This window comes from Marinimicrobium alkaliphilum (assembly GCF_003259155.1).
In the GTDB taxonomy this organism is placed as follows: domain Bacteria; phylum Pseudomonadota; class Gammaproteobacteria; order Pseudomonadales; family Cellvibrionaceae; genus Marinimicrobium_A; species Marinimicrobium_A alkaliphilum.
Genome location: NZ_QGMQ01000007.1, coordinates 1 through 20,051 on the forward strand (window position 1 = coordinate 1; position 20,051 = coordinate 20,051).

18 protein-coding genes are annotated in these 20,051 nt (G+C 60.0%); 15 read left to right on the forward strand and 3 right to left on the reverse strand.

Features of this window, described 5'->3' with window-relative positions:
• Positions 1-215: 215 nt before the first annotated feature.
• The 5 genes from DKW72_RS12090 (at position 216) to DKW72_RS12110 (ending at position 7,793) form a co-directional block, all read left to right on the forward strand.
• A complete protein-coding gene (locus DKW72_RS12090) occupies positions 216-1,232 on the forward strand; it encodes a nucleoid-associated protein (protein ID WP_111642638.1) in 1,017 nt (338 codons plus the stop codon).
• A gap of 119 nt (positions 1,233-1,351) precedes the next feature.
• Positions 1,352-3,610, forward strand: a complete 2,259-nt coding sequence (locus DKW72_RS12095; RefSeq protein ID WP_111642639.1) for a LamG-like jellyroll fold domain-containing protein — start codon at positions 1,352-1,354, stop codon at positions 3,608-3,610.
• A gap of 146 nt (positions 3,611-3,756) precedes the next feature.
• Complete coding sequence (locus DKW72_RS12100) at positions 3,757-6,225, forward strand: glycoside hydrolase family 3 protein (RefSeq protein ID WP_111642640.1); 2,469 nt, start codon at positions 3,757-3,759, stop codon at positions 6,223-6,225.
• A gap of 165 nt (positions 6,226-6,390) precedes the next feature.
• Positions 6,391-6,969 carry a hypothetical protein gene (locus DKW72_RS12105; RefSeq protein WP_111642641.1) on the forward strand — a complete coding sequence of 193 codons (579 nt, stop codon included), beginning with the start codon at positions 6,391-6,393 and terminating at the stop codon, positions 6,967-6,969.
• A complete protein-coding gene (locus tag DKW72_RS12110; RefSeq protein ID WP_157960481.1) occupies positions 6,969-7,793 on the forward strand; it encodes a hypothetical protein in 825 nt (274 codons plus the stop codon). Before DKW72_RS12105 ends, DKW72_RS12110 begins: the two co-directional genes overlap by 1 nt.
• Here the strand turns inward: DKW72_RS12110 and DKW72_RS12115 are convergent.
• The gene (locus DKW72_RS12115) at positions 7,787-9,022 is read right to left on the reverse strand and encodes a flagella assembly protein FlgT middle domain-containing protein (RefSeq protein WP_157960482.1); all 1,236 of its coding nucleotides are present in this window, start codon (positions 9,020-9,022) and stop codon (positions 7,787-7,789) included. The two genes, DKW72_RS12110 and DKW72_RS12115, sit on opposite strands and share 7 nt — an antisense overlap.
• Before the next feature lie 119 nt (positions 9,023-9,141).
• On the opposite strand from DKW72_RS12115, the gene DKW72_RS12120 reads away from it, so the two are divergent.
• Positions 9,142-9,585, forward strand: coding sequence for a hypothetical protein (locus DKW72_RS12120; RefSeq protein WP_157960483.1), 444 nt, complete (start codon positions 9,142-9,144; stop codon positions 9,583-9,585).
• A 10-nt stretch (positions 9,586-9,595) separates the two neighbouring features.
• Here DKW72_RS12120 and DKW72_RS12125 read toward each other — a convergent pair whose 3' ends face one another.
• Positions 9,596-10,738, reverse strand: coding sequence for an imelysin family protein (locus DKW72_RS12125; protein ID WP_111642645.1), 1,143 nt, complete (start codon positions 10,736-10,738; stop codon positions 9,596-9,598).
• A gap of 2 nt (positions 10,739-10,740) precedes the next feature.
• Positions 10,741-11,397 carry a histidinol-phosphatase gene (locus tag DKW72_RS12130; RefSeq protein WP_111642646.1) on the reverse strand — a complete coding sequence of 219 codons (657 nt, stop codon included), beginning with the start codon at positions 11,395-11,397 and terminating at the stop codon, positions 10,741-10,743.
• A gap of 190 nt (positions 11,398-11,587) precedes the next feature.
• Here DKW72_RS12130 and DKW72_RS12135 point away from each other — a divergent pair, with 190 nt between their 5' ends.
• From DKW72_RS12135 to DKW72_RS12175, 9 genes are all read left to right on the forward strand, one after another.
• The gene (locus DKW72_RS12135; RefSeq protein WP_111642647.1) at positions 11,588-12,082 is read left to right on the forward strand and encodes an RNA pyrophosphohydrolase; all 495 of its coding nucleotides are present in this window, start codon (positions 11,588-11,590) and stop codon (positions 12,080-12,082) included.
• A complete protein-coding gene (gene ptsP, locus DKW72_RS12140) occupies positions 12,076-14,358 on the forward strand; it encodes a phosphoenolpyruvate--protein phosphotransferase (RefSeq protein ID WP_111642648.1) in 2,283 nt (760 codons plus the stop codon). Before DKW72_RS12135 ends, ptsP begins: the two co-directional genes overlap by 7 nt.
• A 49-nt stretch (positions 14,359-14,407) precedes the next feature.
• Positions 14,408-15,208: a prolipoprotein diacylglyceryl transferase gene (gene lgt / locus DKW72_RS12145; RefSeq protein WP_111642649.1), complete on the forward strand. Its 801-nt coding sequence runs from the start codon at positions 14,408-14,410 to the stop codon at positions 15,206-15,208.
• Positions 15,209-15,230: 22 nt separating this feature from the next.
• Positions 15,231-16,070 carry a thymidylate synthase gene (locus DKW72_RS12150; protein ID WP_111642650.1) on the forward strand — a complete coding sequence of 280 codons (840 nt, stop codon included), beginning with the start codon at positions 15,231-15,233 and terminating at the stop codon, positions 16,068-16,070.
• 38 nt (positions 16,071-16,108) lie between these two features.
• On the forward strand, positions 16,109-16,603 hold the full coding sequence (locus DKW72_RS12155) for a dihydrofolate reductase (protein ID WP_232522401.1): 495 nt from the start codon (positions 16,109-16,111) through the stop codon (positions 16,601-16,603).
• A 294-nt stretch (positions 16,604-16,897) separates the two neighbouring features.
• Positions 16,898-17,683, forward strand: coding sequence for a DUF3450 domain-containing protein (locus DKW72_RS12160; protein WP_111642652.1), 786 nt, complete (start codon positions 16,898-16,900; stop codon positions 17,681-17,683).
• A complete protein-coding gene (locus tag DKW72_RS12165; RefSeq protein WP_111642653.1) occupies positions 17,680-19,059 on the forward strand; it encodes a MotA/TolQ/ExbB proton channel family protein in 1,380 nt (459 codons plus the stop codon). Before DKW72_RS12160 ends, DKW72_RS12165 begins: the two co-directional genes overlap by 4 nt.
• 10 nt (positions 19,060-19,069) lie before the next feature.
• Positions 19,070-19,597, forward strand: coding sequence for a MotA/TolQ/ExbB proton channel family protein (locus DKW72_RS12170; RefSeq protein ID WP_111642654.1), 528 nt, complete (start codon positions 19,070-19,072; stop codon positions 19,595-19,597).
• Positions 19,598-19,640: 43 nt separating this feature from the next.
• Entirely contained in the window at positions 19,641-20,045 is a 405-nt protein-coding gene (locus DKW72_RS12175; protein WP_111642655.1) for an ExbD/TolR family protein, read from the forward strand.
• Positions 20,046-20,051: the final 6 nt, after the last annotated feature.

Here is a 20,051-nt window from a genome sequence, read left to right on the forward strand (position 1 = left end):
ATTGCCGGGAGCAATTTTGGACGCCCGCAGGGCGGGCCGAAGGCCGAGCCCCAAGGATGGGGCGAGCATTCCGCCCTCGGCCTCGCAGCCGACCTCTGCGCGTAATCGAACACTCTTTCCTCGGTGGTTCGATTGACTCGGGCCATCCATTTATCCTCAGCCCCCAATCCTTTAAGCTACGCCCCCTCACATACCCAACATCGCGACCCGACACCATGGCCCTGAAAACCATCATTACACACCAGATTCAACACCCGAGTCCGACCCAGTCAGTAACCACTCACTGTCGGCCAGAGCCCAATAAAATAGAAGGCTACCTGGAAGAGCTGGTGTATGAGCTCAAAAGCCAGTTCGTGCGCAAGGGAGGCAAGAACTACGGCCGGTTCTCGGCGGAAACCGCCGAGCATCCCTTTTCTGCCTGGCTTGCTGAGTACCGGGCCGAGCGTCTGGGCTTTACCAGCTTTACCCAAAAGGCCATGGGGCAATGTGCAAGTGAGCTGGAAAAGACCCAGAGCCCGCTCGACGCCCACCTGATGTTTGTGGAAGAACACATTGAGGCAGGGCAGTTCCTCTATGTGTTCCTGCTCGAGCATATGAGTGGTCTCTATCTGGATGCGGATATGGAACCGGACACCAGTCGTTATCTGGACACTGCCGGGTTTCGCTTTGCCGCCAAAATTGATCTTCAAGCCTGGGAAGCCGGTGACTCGGCCACCTATCTGACCATGATGCGCCTGCGTGGGGACAAAGAGCTGGCGGACGTGTTCAGTCACTTGTTGGGCTTCAGCGATAAGCACGACATCAAAACCGACACCAGCGAATTTCTGGCCCTGGTAGACAACTACAGTGAGTCACTGGACGAGTCCAGCGCCCGCCTGGCGCGCACACAGGTGGTGGATTACTGCCTTGAGCAGGACAAGGCCGGCAGACCGGTGGTGATCACCGAGCTGTCCGATACTCTCTCGCAAGCGCTGAAAACCCCTGAACCTGCGCACTTTTCCCGCTTTGTTGAAGAGCGTCAGAGTGAGAAAAAACCCGAGTTTATTCCCGATGCCGGACAGATTCGCAGCTACGTGCGTATCAGCGGGCGCACCGACTCGCTCAGCATGAGCTTCGCCTCCGAGTGCCTGGGCAAGGAGGTGGTTTACGACCCGGATCAGGATGTCCTTACCATCACCAAGCTCCCGCCCGCGCTCAAGTCGCGCCTTCTTAAGCACCTGAAACAGCGCTAATTGACCCTTGCGCGACGCGCAAAGGGTTTGTCTATTGACTTATTAACTCACTGTTAGTTAAGGTTGGGGGACATAACGATAGGCAATCAAGGGCCGCTGCGTGCGGCCGGGGGAGTTTTATGAAGATTCAACGTGCACTGGGCGCCGTAGTCTGGGCAGGCGCTCTTGCGCTGGGCCTTTCCGCCTGCTCTGACGAGGGGGGCTCTGGCTCGGACTTTACCGGGCTCCACCTGACCTATGAGGAGGGACGGCCCCTCGACGCGGTCAGTGCTTTCGATGTGATCGAAAGGGTGCCAGGTATCGAAGGGCAGGCGCTGCGCACGGACGGCTTTTCCTCCTGGGTCGAGACGGATTTGGCTTTCGATTCGCTTGATGCGCTGACGCTGGAAACCTGGGTCATATTGGAAAGCCACCCGTCCGACCGCGAGGTTCCCTATGACCAGCTCCAGCCCTCGGCGTTTATCAGCCAAACCGATGGCGAGCAGGGCTTTGCCATTGAGATCAATACCTACGGCCAGTGGGCCTTTGCGCTCTACCTTGACGGCGACCGGCATGAGGTCGCGGTGCTGGAGCCTTTTCCGGTGTACGAGTGGACCCATATTGCGGCGACTTTTGACGGTTCCCGCGGCGTCATGGCGCTGTATCTCAATGGCGAGTCCGTGGGCGAGGCGTCTGTGCCGAGCGGCGCCCGTGTACGCGGCGCCGATGTCCCCCTGTTTGTGGGCAAGAGCTCTTTCGACCGCTACATGATTGATGTTTTTCTGGTCAATGCCCTCAACGGTGCGTTTGACGAAACCCGGGTGCTCGATCGGGCGCTTGATAGCGAAGCGGTTGCGGCCCGTTACCGCGACGGCGCGGATCGGGCCGCCGACCTGACCATGGCGTCACTGGTGGTGTCGCCCGAACGCTTCGCCGGGGACCTGCAGCGTCCGCGTTACCACGCCATGCCTCCGGCCAACTGGACCAATGAGCCCCACGGTCTGGTTCAGGTGGATGGCCACTACCATATGTATTACCAGCGCACACCCAACGGCCCGTTTAAAACCAAAATGCACTGGGGGCACATGAGCTCCGGGGATCTGGTGAACTGGGTGCATCGGCGCGATGCACTCTGGCCCACGCTGGAAGATTCCGACAACTACGGTTTCGATATGAAAGGGATCTGGTCCGGGGATGTGGTCTACCACGACGGCAAGGGTTATGCCTTGTACACCAGTGCCAATTACGACGGCCCGAGACAGCACACGCCCATGATTTCCCTGGCCGTGAGTGAAGATGAGCACCTGGACTACTGGGACAAGCGCGGACCGGTGATTGATGCGCGCGACCTGGCGGATTACCGCGACCCCTATATTTTTCGTGAAAATGGTTGGTGGCATCTGATCGTGGGGGCCAAAATCGAGGGTGTTGGTGGTGTCGATTACTACCGCTCCCAGGACCTGGTCGAGTGGGAGCGCCAGCCGCGCTTCACCTCTCTGCCGTTCGAGCAAATGGATATTCAGTCGGATGTCTGGGAAATGCCGGTGTTCGAGCGCCTGGACGGCGATACCTTTGTGCTGGTGGTGAATCCGGTGGGCAATAAAGTACACAAGTACGACGAGCAGCGCCCGACGCGCCCGATCTATTGGACCGGCCAATTTGTGGATGGCCAGTTTCACCCGGATTATCCGGAAGGCAAAAACCTGGATATCATTTTTGGTCATCTATCACCTTCCGTAACCCGCACCGAAGAGGGTGAGCTGGTGGGCATCGGGATCATCGACGAACGCCGCTCATTGCACGCCCAGAAGGACGCCGGCTGGGCGCACACTTTCAGTCTGCCCCGCCAGTGGAAGTTGATGCCCGACCGCGAAACTCTGGGTCAGGAGCCCGTTGCCGCGCTGCGTGCGCTGCGCCAGCAAAGTAGCCATCGCGAGCAGGGTCCGAAGACTCTGGCCGGGCGACAAGCTGTAGAAGGCCGCGGGCGCCAGCGCGAACTGATCGTGACTTTCGATCCGGACAGCGGCGCGGCGCGCTACGGTATTGAGCTCGGGGTGGCCGATGATCGCAGCGAATTTACCCGCTTGCTATACGATGCCAACAGCCGCGAGTTCATTCTGGACAAGCGCGCGTCTTCACAGTCGGAAACGGTAGAGGATAAGGTGGTGTACCGGGGTGACTATGACGAGCAGGCCTTTGGCAAACCTGAAACCTTTCATATCTTTATTGACCACTCGGTGATCGACGTTTTTATCAATGATGCCGCCACTATCGGCTTTCGGATCTATCCCGAGCGGCCTGACAGTGACCAGGTCAACCTGGTGGCGGAAGAGGGAGAGCTGTTGGTCGAGCAGGTCGAATCCTGGGATATCGAGGCCCCTCCCCAGCGCTGGGAGTGAGCCGTCTTCTGGACATGTGCCGGCGCCTTTGGGTGCCGGTTTTTTTGAGATCGGTTTGACAGCGCTGTCATGTTATAGTAGTTTGCACTTTTACTTAGAGCGGTCAAATCCGCCTCCAATAATCAACGGCAGTGGAGTTTCCTTTCATGCGGCAAGTGACCTGGCCCAGGTTGACCAGTGCGGTGGCGAGCGACCCCGAGGTCGAAGCCCGAATCGATAAACTGTTGGCACGGATGACGCTGGAAGAAAAAGTCGGCCAGCTGATTCAGCCTGAGCTGCGCCATGTCACGCCGGACGATGTGCGCGACTATCACCTGGGCTCGGTACTCAACGGCGGCGGCTCCTTCCCCGGCGGCGACCAGCGCGCGCGGGTGAGCGATTGGCTGGCGGCCGCGGACGCCTACTATCACGCGTCGGTGGATACCCGCGGCGGGCGTACGGCGATTCCCATTATGTGGGGGACGGATGCGGTGCACGGACTGGGCAATGTCACCGGCGCTACCCTGTTCCCACACAATATCGGCCTGGGGGCGACCCACAATCCGGCCCTGATTCGCCGCATTGGCGAGGTGACCGCTCGGGAAATTTCGGTCACGGGGCTGGACTGGAATTTCTCCCCCACGGTGGCGGTGGCGCGGGATGAGCGCTGGGGACGGGCCTATGAGGCCTACTCGGAAGACCCCGAAATTGTGCGATTGTACGCGGCAGAAATGGTGCGGGGTCTGCAGGGGGACCCGGAGCAGGAAAGCTTCCTGAAGGATTGGCATGTGGTCGCCACCGCCAAGCACTTCATCGGAGACGGCGGCACAGTGGATGGTATCGATCGGGGTGACAACCGCGATGACGAAGAGCGCCTGCGCGATATTCACGCCCAAGGTTATTTCAGTGCGATTGAGGCCGGTGTTCAAGTGGTCATGGCCTCGTTTAACAGCTGGCACGGCGAGCTGATGCACGGTCACAAATACCTGCTCACCGACGTGCTCAAGGAGCGCCTGGGCTTTGATGGTGTGGTGATCGGCGATTGGAGCGGGCACGGGTTTCTGCCGGGCTGTACCCCCCAGGATTGTCCGGACGCCCTGATGGCCGGTCTGGACATCTACATGATCCCCGATGAAAACTGGAAGGATCTGCACCACAACCTGGTGGATCAGGTCACCCGCGGGGTTGTTACCACCGAGCGCTTTGAAGACGCGGTGCGGCGGGTGCTGCGGGTCAAGCTGCGGGCGGGCATGTTCGAAAGCGTCGCGCCCTCGGCGCGGGTGCTGGGCAAGTCGCCGGAGTTGCTGGGCGCGGCCGAACACCGCGCGGTGGCGCGTCAGGCGGTGCGCGAATCCCTGGTGATGCTGAAAAACCGGGATCAGTTGCTGCCCCTGTCGCCCGCGCAGCGGGTGTTGGTGGCCGGCGACGGCGCTGACAGTATCGGTAAGCAGTGCGGTGGCTGGAGTCTGACCTGGCAGGGGATCGGTACGCGCAACGAAGACTTTCCGGGCGCGACCTCCATTTATCAGGGTATCGCCGAGACGGTGACCGCGGCCGGTGGTCAGGTTCAGCTCAGCCCGGCGGGCGATTACGAACAGCGTCCGGATGTGGCCATTGTGGTCTTTGGCGAGGATCCCTACGCCGAGGCCCAGGGGGATATGCCCAATACCCTGTATAAGCCCGGCGACGAGTCGGATCTGGCCCTGTTGCGCAAGCTGCGCGCTGACGGGATTCCCGTGGTGGCGCTCTTTATCACCGGTCGACCCCTGTGGGTCAACCGGGAGATCAATGCCAGCGATGCCTTCGTGGTGGTCTGGCAGCCGGGCACGGAGGGTGCCGGTGTGGCCGAAGTGCTGTTTACGGATGCGGAAGGCCAGGTGCGCGAACCCGTGCAGGGTCGCCTGACCTTTACCTGGCCCAAGCGCCCGGATCAGGGCCCCATCAATCGCGGCGACGCGGATTACGATCCCCTCTTCCCCTACGGCTATGGCCTGCGCTTTGGTGAGGTGGACCGTCTGGATGAGTTGCCGGAGGAGGGTATGGCCGCCCACCAGTCCAGCGACGTGCTGGACATTTTCTACCGTCGCGCCATCGCCCCCTGGCAGTTGGAGGTCGAGGGCGCGCGCAACGACCGGGCCGCCATGACCGGCAGCCAGGTGAGCGTGTCGAGTCTCAGTGTTCAGGCTGTAGATCGGGAGATGCAGGAGGATGTGCGCCGGGTCACCTGGAACGGCGAGGGCTTTGGCAAGCTGACCCTGGCTGCGCCCGGGCGTCAGGATCTGAGAGACTACTTGCAGGCCAACGCGGCGCTGGTATTTGACCTGTGTGTCCAGCAGGCGCCGACCAAGCCGGTGCAACTGCGTGTGGCCAGTGCGGCTTTCTGTTACGCCGAAGTCGATTTGACCCCGTCGCTAGGGGCGCTGACGGTCGGTCAGTGGCACACTTTCGAGGTCGACCTCGCCCAGTTGCCCGACGCCACCTCCAACTTTGGTATGGCATTGACACCGGACGACCTTCTGCAGAGAGTGATGGAACCCTTTACATTGGTTACGGAGGGCGAGCTGCAGCTCACTTTCGGGCATGTCCGCCTGGAAAAGGGCGCCGGCAAGGGCGAACTTCTGCATCAGCGCCGCTAGTCATCGCTCATAGGCCAAGGTGATATGCTGTCGCGTAAAACATCTTTTTCGTGCTTACTTCCAATGGGTATAACGGATTAGTGCAATTTCCCCCATATGGGGTATGACGTCAAAAACCACCTCTCGTAAACTGAAAAAGTAATAGCTTACGAGCGGGGGTTTGACATGAAACGTCTATTTGGGGTGCCGATCGTGGTTATCGGCCTATTGCTTTCCGGCTGCTTTGAGGATGTTGGCGACGATACAGTGGCCGCTTCCAGCGGTGGCGGGGGTGGTAATTGCAGTGGCGATTACCGCGATCTGATCAGTGCCAATGAGCGCGAGGCAGCCAATGCCTGTGGCACTCAGGTATCGACCCAGTTCGCCGCGGCGGACGCCTATCTGCAGGCGGCACTGGAGGCTTGCCGTCAAGGTGAGACCGCTGCAGCCAATCAGTACTACAGCAATTACGAACAGCAGGTGAGTCACGCCCGCACGGTGGCCGAGGGCTTTAACTGCACCTCCGGCGGCGGTGGCGGAGGCGGTGGAGGTGGCACCAGTTTTGAAGACACCAGCTCGACAACCTACTACAACCTGTGCGTCGGCCAAACCAGCACCCATATTTACGCGGCCTGCTACGGTCCGGTCCAGTATTCCAACAGCAGCTGTGGTTCCGGCGGAGAGGTCTCCTACAATTATCTGCGCCGTTACGATTCCAGTGCCGCTTGTACCCGGGCCCGTGACGACTATCTGGATAACTACTGATGTTGACGTCAACGTTTGTCCGGATGGCTGCTGTTGCCGTGCTCCTGGCGGTGTTGAGTGGGTTGCTGCTTTACCCGGAGCGCGGCGCTGACCCTGTGATCGGGTACTTCGCGTCGAGTGAGGCGCCGCGCGGTGGTGACGCGGCGGCGATCTGGCCGACAGTCAGGGATGTCCGCGATGCGCCCGCTGCCCTGTCGGGGTCGGCGTCGTCGGCGCCGGCAAGCTACCAGAGCAGCACGCGAGCGCCGGCAGCATATCCCGGCAGTCATCCGCTTGAGCAGCTACATGCCGCACTGTCTCTGGGCTTCAGCCGCGCAGAGCTGCGCGCCTTTGCCGCAGAAATTGATACCGACGTGCTCAACCGGTTCTTTGCTCGCCACAGTCATATCGATCGTGATTGGCTGCATCGGCAGGGTCTGGATGCGTCCCTGCTGTCCGAGCTTTATGCGCTTTGGGGGGCCGGTGCGGGGCTCGAGGCGCTGGCCGAGGCGAGCGAGCCGGCCTATATCAGTCGCTTCTCGGCTGAGCGAGACGGTGGCACCCTGCGCCTGCAGGACAGCTTTCGCCAAACAGATCGCACGCTGTACCTACGCTACTCGGTGCCCGAGGACTACAGCGCGGATTCGGTGTTGATTCGCTGGAGTGATGACCAGGGGCAGTTGCGTCACTTTGACTGGCATGGCTTGACCGAGTCACCCGGGTTGCTCCAGGAGGCCTGGTATCGTCCGGCGGAGGATTGGGCCCCGGGGCACTATCAGGTAGAGGTCTACAGTGTCGGCGAGCGCCCCCGGTTGCTTGGCGGTGCCGACTATCGGGTTCACTGAGGCAGTGGAATGCGGGCCACAAAGTGACCGTTCAGGAGCGGGTTGCCCGGTAACTCGATAACGCTGTAATCCTCGTAGACAGCTTGGACGCGGGCCTGCAGAGTGCTGGGGGTCAGTGCAATATCGTACACTTGATAGCGATTCGGGCGCGGGTGCCGAACCAGCTGGTAGAGCGGCAGGGTGTCGCCCGTCTTGAGGCCCTGATCGCGTCCGCCCTGCAGGCGTAGCTGCCGCTGGGAACGGTTATCGAGTGTCACCCAATGGGGGTGGCAGTACGCGGTTTGTGCCAGGTCGTTGGCTGCGCGGGCGAGCAGTTGTTCCACAGCTTGCCCGTAGTCGGTCTCCGCGAAGGCGCGCGAACCAAACACGTGTGCATCCGGATCTTTGGCGTTCCAGACGCCGTAGGTCTGGTAGTCCTGCTCAAACACGAGTGCCCCGGTCAGCCCCTCGCGCACGCTCAAACGAAACACAAAATCCCGCTGTCGACTTTCACGGCTGCGCAGCCAGCCGCGCTGGTCGATGGCCCGGTTGCGCCAGCGGGTACCTGTCCCGGGGCTGTAGGTATCTTGGGGGTTGGCCATGCTCAGATCCAGAATCTCACCGCTGACCACGAGTTGCGCGCGGTGGTCGCGCGCCAGTTGCCGGGCCTGATGGTCGGCGGGTACGGCCCTGTCGGCCCCATTGGGAGCCAGGGTATGGGGTATATGCGCGCGAGTTGCCAGGCGGTGTTCGCCGGCCAGTTGACGACTCAGGCGGCTGGGCAGTTCGCGCTCGATACCGGTGAGCTGACCGGTGCGGCCCGGTTGAGTGCGGCTGTGTCCAAAGGCCGCGAACACAAGGTGTTTGGGATTGTCCTCGGGGCGGTAGCACTGAGGGGGCGTTACGGGTGCCGGTGCGCTGGCCTGTGTCACAGTCGGTTCGCCCGCCTCGGGCTCGGCGCTCGGGGTTTCGGGTTGCTCCAGCGTCGGCTCTGCCGCCACCGGTAACAGCAGCGGCGAGTACAACGGGCTGACCTCTATGGGCTGATCCGGGTCGGAAGCGGCGTCGCCGTCGTCTGTCGGCTCCGGTAGCCGGATGATGGTCGGGCTGCCGGTGCCGGTAAGCAGGGCGGGACGGGTATCGCCGCTGTCGGGGAGTGACGGCTGCAAAAAATCTTCACCGGCGCTGGCTGGCGCTGCGCCCGCAAGTCCGAATAGCAATAACAGTGGCAGTGTCTGGCGCGCCGACATGGCTGGTCTCTTTGTGGATAGTTGCCTGTGAATGCAGTAGGCTTTCCGATATCTAGCCATCGGCCTCACGGCCGATTTCTTTAACGGCAGAGACGGTGTTGGGGCAGGAGAGAATGGGTGTGAAAGGTTATAACAGGTGTCGGCTACTCGCGGTGCTCGTGCTGGCGCTGGCTCTGACGGGCGGATGCAGCTCCTCCGGCCGAGCGTTTCCCGACATGGATCAGCAGCTGTCGGTGCAGATCTGGCCCAACGACAGCAAGGAATTCGTCTATCGACTCAGCTCTGACTACGCTCCCCGCATTGATCTATCCCGGTCTGGCCGGCAGCGCCCGCCCTCTGAACTTCCCGCCGACAGGGCGTATCGTCACTTGCAGCGCAATGTCGATCTGGCGCTGGCGCATACCGGTTTTTGCCGCGAGGGTTATCTCGAGCTGGATCGGCGGTTAAACCGGGCGCTGATGTGGATCCGCGGTGAATGCCGGGAGGGTGCGACCCAGGAGGATCGCACCCGCTTTGGGGAGCGGGCCGAGTTGCCTTTGCCTGACGACTTTCGGCGTCCCTGAGTGCGATGGCTCAGGGATCGGGTGTGGCCTGGCTGTTGAAGGGGCCGGCGAGGACATCCAGGGTGTCGAGCCAGCGCGCGCGATTGTCGCTGGTGAGCGTTTCACTGCGCAGCTCCGCCACCAGGTGCTCGAGGTTATCCCGCCAGGTATCAACATCGTCGTCTATGGCGCTCAGGAGCGGTGCCTCGCCCGTACTCCAGGCGGCGTTCAGGTGTTCCAGAATATGCGCCAACTGGCGTCTTTCGTCACCGCCGAAGCGTCCCATGCGATAGCTGCTTGAGGGGGTCAGGTAGCCGGGGGCACGCTCGCGCAGCAAGTCGTCGCTGGCGGATGCCAGCAGCAGCAAGCGGGTAGCGGCGTTCAGCTGTTCGTAGGTCTGCGTCGCTACACCGTGCGCGGCCAGTTCATTGTCGTTCAGTTGTCGCAAGTCATCCAGAAGTTGGCGAGCGATCAGCTGAACCAGGTCTCGGCGGCGGTTATTGGGAATTTCCTCGACCGTGAGTCCCATCTCGGACTGCTCCGCCGACAGGCGTTCGCGAGCGCGAAAGTCGACCACAGGGCGTTCCAGGTTTTCCCCCCAGAGCATAAATGCCAGTGCATGAAACCCCAGGCTGACATCGCTGTCGTCAGTCAAACCGTGCTGCTCAAGCAGAGTGTCGCGGGTAATGGGCAGGCTGATGTCGTGAACCAGCCCCGAATAGGGGTAGCCGGCTACCCCATCCAGATAGCCTGGCTCAAACGGTTGGGCGTCGATGCGCCGCACCAGGGTGGCCAACTCCGGGAACGCCTGACGGTGGCGTGTGGCCAAGGCGCTGAGAGGGGTGAGAGCAAGCCACTGATCGTGGGTTTGGTGCCAATGCTGGCGTGCCTGGGTCAAGCTCTCGACGCTTGGGCGATCCAGCAATACGAGAACGGCTTCGTATAACTCGTCTGCACTTTGGGCAAGGGCGTCGGTCCGTTCGGCAGTGCGCTGCCATACGGCGAGGGTCTCGAGCGCAAGGGTCGGGTCATCCGCCTGGGGCTCTACCGCATTGGCGTCTACCGTAGGCTCGATGGGGGACGATGTTTCGCTGCGCTCGCACCCTGACGCCAGAGCCAGAACCAGCACTAGCGCCAGTGCGGGGCGGCAGCGTCTGACCAAATTTGCGCTCATGGCTAGTCCCTCAGGCTGATAACAGGCCACTGCCGGGTGATAGCCACGGCGTGCAGGCGTTCGTCCGGGTCCACGACCACGGGTTTGCCGACGTGCTCAAGCAGCGGCAGGTCATTGATTGAGTCGCTGTAGAAAAAGCTCTCGGTCAAATCAAAACTGTGGCTGCGCAACCAGTCGTGCAGGCGCTGGACCTTGCCCTCCTGAAAGCAGGGCACGCCGGTGATGCTGCCGGTGAAGTTGCCATCAACCAACTCCGGCTCAGTCGCCAAGATGTTGGCAACGCCCAGACGCTCGGCGATCGGGTGAGTGATAAAGCTGTTGGTGGCGGTAATGATGAGCAGAGTGTGACCCTGGTCGCGGTGGGAATCCAGCAGCGCACGGGCCTTATCGAGCATCAGGGGTTCTATCCAGTCAGCCATAAATTCCCGGTGTAGGTCACGCCGCTCGTTGGCTTCAAGGCGGGTCAAGGGCTCAAGCACGAAGCGTTGGTACGCGTAGATATCCAGCGTGCCGTTTTTGTACTCCTCGTAAAAACGGTCATTGGCCGCTTGGTAGCTGGCTCGCTCGACGATGCCTTTGTGGATCATAAACTCGCCCCAGCTGTAATCGCTGTCGCCGGCTATCAGCGTGTTGTCGAGGTCGAATATGGCCAGGGTCACAGGCAGTCTCCAGGGTCGGGGTGATATCTGAGGGCGCTAGCATAGCCCTTGGGCTGCCTCGGCTCAACTGCGTCGGGAATGGGGTTAGCGCTGATTGCTGTTGGGCGGCGGTTTGTGGAACAATAGCCCGCTACTATTTCCGGATCCGGCTGACCCGGGCACCGACTATAATGACCACAGGATGAGTTCCGTGATTGATGCCAATGGTTTCCGGCCCAATGTGGGCATAATTCTGACCAACGATCAGGGCCAGTTGCTTTGGGCCCGGCGTGTGGGTGGTCAGGATGCCTGGCAGTTTCCTCAGGGTGGCATCAACGACAACGAGTCCGCCGAACAGGCGCTGTATCGCGAGCTGCACGAGGAGGTCGGTCTGCACCCGGGCGATGTCGAGGTGCTCGGCTGCACCCGAGGCTGGCTGCGCTATCGCCTGCCCAAGCGCCTGATGCGCCACAATACCAAGCCTCTGTGTATTGGCCAGAAGCAAAAGTGGTTTCTGTTGCGTCTGCGCTCTGACGACGCCCAGGTCAGTCTCAACAATGGCGGGCGCGCCGAGTTCGATGACTGGCGCTGGGTCAGCTATTGGTACCCGCTGGGTCAGGTGGTGGCGTTTAAACGGGATGTCTATCGCCGGGCATTGCGTGAACTGTCGCCAGCCCACAGCAAGCTGGAAACCGCGTTATGTTGAATTCGCTTCGCTCGATCGTTCAGGAGGTCAACGGTGCGCGGGATCTGAAATCCGCGCTGGAGATCATTGTTACCCGGGTGCGTGCCGCGATGGAAACGCAGGTGTGCTCGGTGTACCTGCGCGACCCCGACGGTAATTACGTGCTTATGGCCACTGAAGGCCTGAACACCAGCGCGGTCGGCCAGGTGCGCCTGCGACCGGATGAGGGGCTGGTAGGCCGCGTGGTCACCCGCGAGGAGCCCATCAACCTGGAGCAAGCCGAAAGCCACCCGAGCTATCAATACTTCCCGGAGACGGGCGAGGAGCGCTACAGCTCTTTTCTCGGTGTGCCCATCATTCACCACCGGAAAGTGCTCGGCGTACTGGTTGTCCAGCAGGTGGAGCGGCGCCGTTTCGACGAGGGTGACGAAGCTTTCCTGGTGACCATGTCGGCCCAGCTGGCCGGGGTGATTGCCCACGCCGAGGCGACCGGCGTGATGGTGGCCTTCGGGCAGAAAACCGCAGAAGCCAAATTCCTGGGTGCCTCGGGCGCGCCGGGCATTGCGGTGGGCGAGGCGGTGGTGATGACGCCGCCAGCGGATCTGCGCTCGGTGCCCTACAAGAAATGTGACAACGTTGACGCCGAGCTGGAGTTTTTCCAGCAGTGCCTGGCAGCGGTGCGCAATGATATCAAGGGCTTGGGCGAGCAGCTCAAGACCCGCCTGAACCGCGAGGAACAGGCGCTGTTCGATGCCTACCTGGCGATGCTGGACGACGCCTCGCTCGGGGGTGAGGTTACCGAGCGGATTCGTCAGGGGACCAACGCCCCGTACGCCTGGGCCGAGGTTATCCTCGAGCACGAGCGCACGTTTAACAGTATGAACGATGCCTACCTGCGCGAGCGGGCAACCGATCTGCGGGATCTGGGGCGGCGGGTGCTGTCCTATCTGCAGGAGTCGACGCAGAAGTGTCGGATCTACCCTGATCGCACGGTGCTGATTGGCGAGGAGCTGACCGCCTCCATGCTCGGTGAAATCCCCAAGGACAAGTTGGTCGGGTTGGTGTCGGTCCAGGGCTCAAGTAACTCGCACGTGGCGATTCTGGCACGGGCAATGGATATTCCAACGGTGATGGGTGCGGTGGATCTGCCCTACACCCAGATGGAAGGTCGCACGGCCATCGTCGACGGTTACAAGGGGGTGGTATACAGCGACCCCAGTGACCAGCTGCTCAAGCACTACAAGGCGATCTATCAGGAAGAGCAGGAGTTGGTCAAAGGGCTGGAAGCACTTAAGGATCTACCCTGTGAGACGCTCGACAAACACCGCTTGCCCCTGTGGGTGAACACCGGCCTGATGACCGACGTGGTACGCTCCCTGGAGCGCGGCGCTGAAGGGGTGGGCCTGTACCGCACCGAGGTGCCGTTTCTGTTGCGTGACCGTTTCCCCAGTGAGGAGGAGCAGCGCGTGATTTACCGCGAGCAGCTCGAGGCCTTTGCACCCCATACGGTCACGATGCGCACACTCGATATCGGCGGTGACAAGTCGCTGCCTTATTTTCCGATCGAAGAGGCGAACCCTTTTCTCGGCTGGCGCGGTATCCGGGTGACCCTCGACCATCCCGAAATTTTTCTGGCCCAGGTGCGCGCCATGATCAAGGCCAGTGAAGGTCTGGATAACCTGCGCATTCTGCTGCCGATGATTACCAGCGTGCCGGAAATGGAGATTGCCAAATCCCTGATCTATCGCGCCTTTAACGAACTGCTTGAAGAAAATCACGACGTGCGCCTGCCCCCCATCGGGGTCATGATCGAAGTCCCGGCGGCTGTTTATCAGGCGCGGGAATTGGCCGCTCGGGTGGACTTTCTCTCAGTCGGTAGCAATGACCTGACCCAGTATCTACTGGCGGTGGACCGCAACAATGCGCGGGTTGCGGACCTGTATCAGGCCTATCACCCGGCGGTCTTGCGGGCGCTGCGACAAGTGGCCAACGATGGCCATTCTCAGGGCGTGAGTGTGGGGATCTGTGGCGAGCTTGCCGGCGACCCGGGTGCGGCGGTATTGCTGATGGCCATGGGCTACGATGTCCTGTCCATGAACGCCACCAACCTGCCCAAGGTCAAGGCGGTCATCCGCAGTATCACGATGGAGCAGGCCGAATCCCTGCTCGACGAGGTGATGGTGCTCTCCGATGCCGATCAGGTGACCGACAAAGTCAATCAGGCGCTGCGTGATGCCGGTGCGACCCGCCTGATTCGCCCTCAGGTTGACGACGCCCTGCCGGCCTCTGCGAGCTAGGCGTCGGCACGCGACTATTTATGGACAACTTTTAATAGGCTCACTGTTTATGCTGATACACCCGGATTTTGACCCCGTCGCAATTTCAATCGGGCCCATTGATGTGCACTGGTACGGGATCATGTACCTGCTGGGTTTTGCCGGCGGCTGGTGGGTGGCCATGCACCGGATCAAAACCACTGATGCTGTGATCAGCAAGGCACAGTTGGAGAGTCTGGTGACCTATGTCGCCTTCGGGGTGATCCTCGGCGGGCGGGTAGGTTCAGTGCTTTTTTACCATCTTGAGGATTTTCTGTCCGACCCGCTGATGCTGATTCGGGTCTGGGAAGGCGGTATGTCCTTCCACGGTGGTTTGGTCGGGGTGATTATCGCGTTGGTGATTTACGCCTGGCGGACGGAGCGTTCACTCTTGGCGTTGGGTGACTTTGTCGCGCCGACAGTGCCCTTGGGGTTAGGTTTTGGGCGTCTGGGTAATTTTATTGGCCAGGAATTGTGGGGCCGCGCCTCAGATGTCCCCTGGGCCATGGTCTTCCCCAATGATCCCTCGGGGCTGGCGCGCCATCCGTCCCAGCTTTATCAGGCCGCGCTTGAAGGCGGTGTGCTGTTCGCAGCAGTCTTCTGGTTTTCACGCAAGCCGCGCCCACGGGGCGCCGTGTGTGGCCTGTTTTTGTTGCTTTACGGCGCGTTTCGGATCTTCAGTGAATTTTTCCGTGAGCCGGACGCCCATATCGCGTTCGACTTGTTTGGCTGGGTAACTCGGGGCATGTGGCTGTCGCTGCCACTGGTGCTGGCGGGTGCCGGGCTGATGTTTTTTGCGTATTACCGCAGACGCGCCCAACAGGGCGGCTGATGCCGGGTGGGAGTAGTAGGGTATGAAACAATATTTGGCACTGATGCAGGATGTGCTCGACAACGGCGTTGAGCGCGGCGACCGCACCGGTACCGGGACCCGCTCTGTGTTTGGGCGCCAGCTGCGCTTTGACTTACGTGCGGGCTTCCCGCTGGTGACCACCAAGCAGGTGCATCTTAAAAGTGTGATCGTCGAGCTGCTTTGGTTTTTGCAGGGGCGGACCGATGTTCAGTGGTTGCAGGAGCGCGGCTGCCGAATCTGGAATGCCTGGGCGACCGCTGAAGGCGACCTGGGGCCGGTGTATGGCAAACAGTGGCGTAGCTGGGCCTGCCCCGATGGCCGCACCATCGACCAGATCAGTGACGTGATTGAGCAAATCAAGACCCGACCCACGTCCCGGCGGCTGATCGTGAGTGCCTGGAACCCGGCGGACCTGCCTGACGAAGCGCAGTCGCCCCAGGAAAACGTCGACGCCGGGCGTATGGCTCTCGCGGCCTGTCACACCCTGTTCCAGTTTTACGTGGCAGATGGTCGCCTGTCCTGCCAGCTGTATCAGCGCAGTGCGGACCTGTTTCTGGGGGTGCCGTTTAACATTGCCAGCTATGCGTTGCTGACCCATATGATCGCTCAGCAATGTGATCTGGAGGTGGGCGACTTTGTGCACACGTTTGGCGATTGTCATCTCTACAATGACCATATCACCGATGATATCGTCTATGAGCAGCTACGCCGCAAACCGCGTGCGCTGCCGCAGCTGCACATTCGGCGGCGCCCGGCGAGCCTGTTTGATTACACCCTCGAAGACTTCGAGTTTTTGGGCTATGAGCCCTGCCCCCGAATTGTCGCTCCGATCTCTGTTTGATTGTTTTTTGAACAAAAGAGGAACAAAAGTTGACCACCTTGGCACTAATAGTAGCGGCGGGTCGAAATCAGGCCATCGGTTATCGCAACCAGTTGCCCTGGCGCTTGTCCGGTGATCTGCAATACTTTAAGTCGGTGACCCTGGGTAAGCCCATCATTATGGGCCGCAAAACCTGGGACTCAATTGGGCGGCCACTGCCGGGGCGGCGCAACATCGTGGTCAGTCGGCAGCGTGACTGGCCCGCGCCGGAGGGTGTGTTGCTCGCGCACTCGCTCGATCAGGCTTTGGCGCTTGCCGAGCAGGAGCCGGGGGACGAGATCATGGTAATGGGCGGTGCCGAGCTTTATCAGCAGGCCCTGCCTTTGGCTCAACGGGTGTATCTCACCCGAGTTGATCTGGCGCCCGAGGCCGACACGTTTTTTCCGGTGTTACCGGCGGCGGAGTGGCAGTGTGTTTCCCGCCGTGAGGGCGACCCTGAATCGCCAGTGGCCTATCGATTTGAGGTTCTGGAGCGTGTGAAAGCACAGGTGTAGCGCCTCGGTAATAACCGGGGGTTATTAAAAACCCGCATCATAAAGTAGATTTGACCAGAAGCGGGCCGCAAGTGTTACCTTTGGGTGGGGTGGATTGATACAAGTGTTACCGTTTCGCTACCAAAATACACACCCGGGGTGGCTTTTGGATAAAGCATTGAATGTAAGCGAGGCCTGTTATTACAATGCTGCGTCCTTAGATGCCTCTGTGAGGCAACAATTAACCCAGTGATGTGACGGTTTACCCTGTCGCGAACTATTCAGTCAGTTGCAAGCACCCGAGTTGGGGGAAATATGAAACAGCAGCGATTTAAAGCCGTGGCATTGACCACTGCGCTGTCTGCCGGGGCGCTTTTGGGAAGCGCTGCCGTGGCAGATCAAACTCTGGATGAAATTCTCCAGGTGGGGCAGGCCAAGACGACTATGGCCCAAGAGTCCCAGCGTCGGATCGACCGGCTCGCCAACGAGACCAACGACCTCCTGCAGCAATACCGCACAGTGAGCAAGCAGATTGAAGATCTGCGGGTCTACAACAGCCAGCTGGAGCGTCAGATCGCGAACCAGGTCGAGATCCTCAACGATCTGGAGCAGTCGATTGAAGACGTCACCATCATCGAGCGTCAGATCCAGCCGTTGGTGCTGCGCATGCTGGATGGCCTGGAGCAGTTCGTAGAATTGGACAAGCCCTTCAACCTTGAGCGCCGCCGTCAACGTTTGGCCGATCTTCGTGCCAACCAGGATCGTGCGGATATCTCCGTGGCTGAGAAGTTCCGTCAGGTCCTCGAGGCTTACAAAATCGAGTCAGAGTACGCTCGCAGCATCGACATTTACACCGAGACATTGAATGTCGCCGGTCGTGAACGCGAAGTGAACGTCCTGCGTGTTGGCCGCATCGCCCTGATGTATCAAACCACTGATACTGAACTGTCCGGCGCTTGGGATACCCAGCGTGAGGCGTGGGTTGAATTGCCGTCGCGTGCGTATCGCAACGAAATCCTGAAAGGTATTCGTATCGCCCGTCAGCAAGCGGCCATCGATATCATGGAACTTCCCATTCAGGCTCCGGAGGCAGCACAATGAAGATGAAGTTTGTTAAAGGCTGTCTGGCAGTCTTGGCCGCTGGCCTGTTGACCAGTGGCGCTGCTGTGGCACAGAGTGAACGTGCGGCCACGCTCGACGAGCTGCTGCGTATGATCGAAGAATCCCGCGTCCAGGAAAGCCAGGAGCATCGCGACCGCGAGCGCCGCTTCCGTCAGGAGCGCGAGAATCAGGACAACCTTCTGAGCGAAGCCCGTGACACCCAGGCTTCTGAAGAAGCGCGCTCTGAGCGTCTGGAAGAGACTTACTCCGAGAACGAAACGGCGATCCAGAACCGTCGTCGCCAATTGCAAGAGCGTATGGGCGGACTGCGCGAGATGTTTGGTCACCTGACATCGACTGCCGGTGACTTGCGCACCTTGACCCGCAACTCGCTGGTCAGCGCTCAACTGCCGGATCGCGGCGAGTTCCTGAACGACCTTATTGACACCATGAACAGCCAGACTCGCCTGCCGAGCATGGCCGACATCGAGCGCCTGTGGTTCGAACTTCAGCGTGAGATGGTCGAAAGCGGTCGTGTAGTCAAGTTTGAAGGTATCGTGATCAAGCCCGACGGTGACCGCGAGACCCAGGATATCGTCCGTATCGGTAACTATAACCTGGTATCTGAAGGTCGCTACCTGAGCTTTAATCCCGCGGGCAACAAAATTGAAGAGCTGCCCCGTCAGCCCTCTCGCGGCATCTTGAGTGGTGCAGCGAACCTGCAGAACGCGAGCGAAGGCCTGGTGCAAGTGGGTATTGACCCCACTGGTCCGCGCGGTGGCTCCTACCTGTCTGCCATTATTAACACTCCGTCGCTGGAAGAGCGCTGGCATCAGGGTGGTGTAGTCGGCTACATCATTACTGCTGTGGGTATCTTCGGTATCCTTCTGGGTATCTGGCGTGTGATCGTACTGAGCAGTGTTGGTGCGAAAGTCAGCAAACAGCTGAAAACCAAAGAAGCCAACGAGAACAACCCGCTGGGTCGCGTGCTCAAGGTGGCTGAAGACAACAAAGGTGTTGATCCGGAAACCCTCGAGCTGAAACTCGAAGAGGCTGTGCTGAAAGAGCGTCCGGCGATCGAAAGCGGCCTGGCCGTGATCAAGATCATCGCCGCTGTGGCACCGCTGCTGGGTCTGTTGGGTACCGTGACCGGTATGATCCAGACCTTCCAGGCCATCACAATCTTTGGTGCCGGTGACCCGACTGCGATGGCAGGTGGTATCTCAAGCGCTCTGGTAACCACAGTAATGGGTCTGATCGTTGCGATCCCGACCGTACTGATGCACACCATTGTTAACGGTCGCGCCAAGCGTGTGATCCATGTGATCGAAGAGCAGACCGCCGGTATCATTGCCGAAAACGCGGAAAATAAGTAGGAGATAACGCATGCTGGCATTAATGGACGCACTTGGAGCCATTAGAGCCTTTATGGATCAGGGCGGCCCTGTGCTGTATTTGATAGCCGCCCTTACCTTTGTCATGTGGACCCTGATTTTCGAGCGGGTGTGGTATTTCAAAGGCGGTCTGAAAGGTGATGTACAAACCACCCTGGACGCCTGGGAGGCGCGCCCTGAGCGCAAATCCTGGAATGCCCGCCAAGTGCGCTACGCGCTGATTTCACGGGTATCGGAAAAGATTAACGCCAATATGGACATGATCGCGACCATGATCTCGATCTGTCCTTTGATGGGGTTGCTCGGTACCGTTACCGGTATGATCGACGTGTTTAACGTGCTGGCTTTCACCGGTGGTGGTGATGCGCAATCCATGGCTGGCGGTGTTTCCCGCGCCACTATCCCGACAATGGCGGGTATGGTTGCGGCACTGTCTGGTCTGTTTGCGAACACTTACCTGACCCGGATTGCCAAGCGTGAAAATCAGCTGATTGAAGACCATCTGACAATGGATCACTAAAGGCTGGTAACTAAGTATTTAACCGGTAATTAAGAGATTTGCCATGAGCAGGAAAGATAATTCTGAAGAAGAACAGGCTGGCGCCATCGACTTGACGCCCATGTTGGACGTTGTGTTCATCATGCTGATCTTCTTCATCGTGACTGCTACGTTCATCAAAGAGACCGGTATCGAGGTAAATCGGCCTGAAGCGACAATGGCTGAAGACCGCCCGCGGGCCCAGATTCTGATTGCTGTCAATGAGAACAATGAGATCTGGATCGACCGCGAGCGTGTTGACCGGGAAGCGGTGCGCGTTCAAATTGAACGTCTGCTGGCAGAAAACCCGAACAGCACTGTGGTCATTCAGGCTGATGAAGAAGCCAGTGTCCAACGCTTGGCCGATATTACCAATGCTGCGCGTGAGGCCGGTGTGCTTGATGTCGCTGTCTCGACTGACAGGAACTAAGCTGCT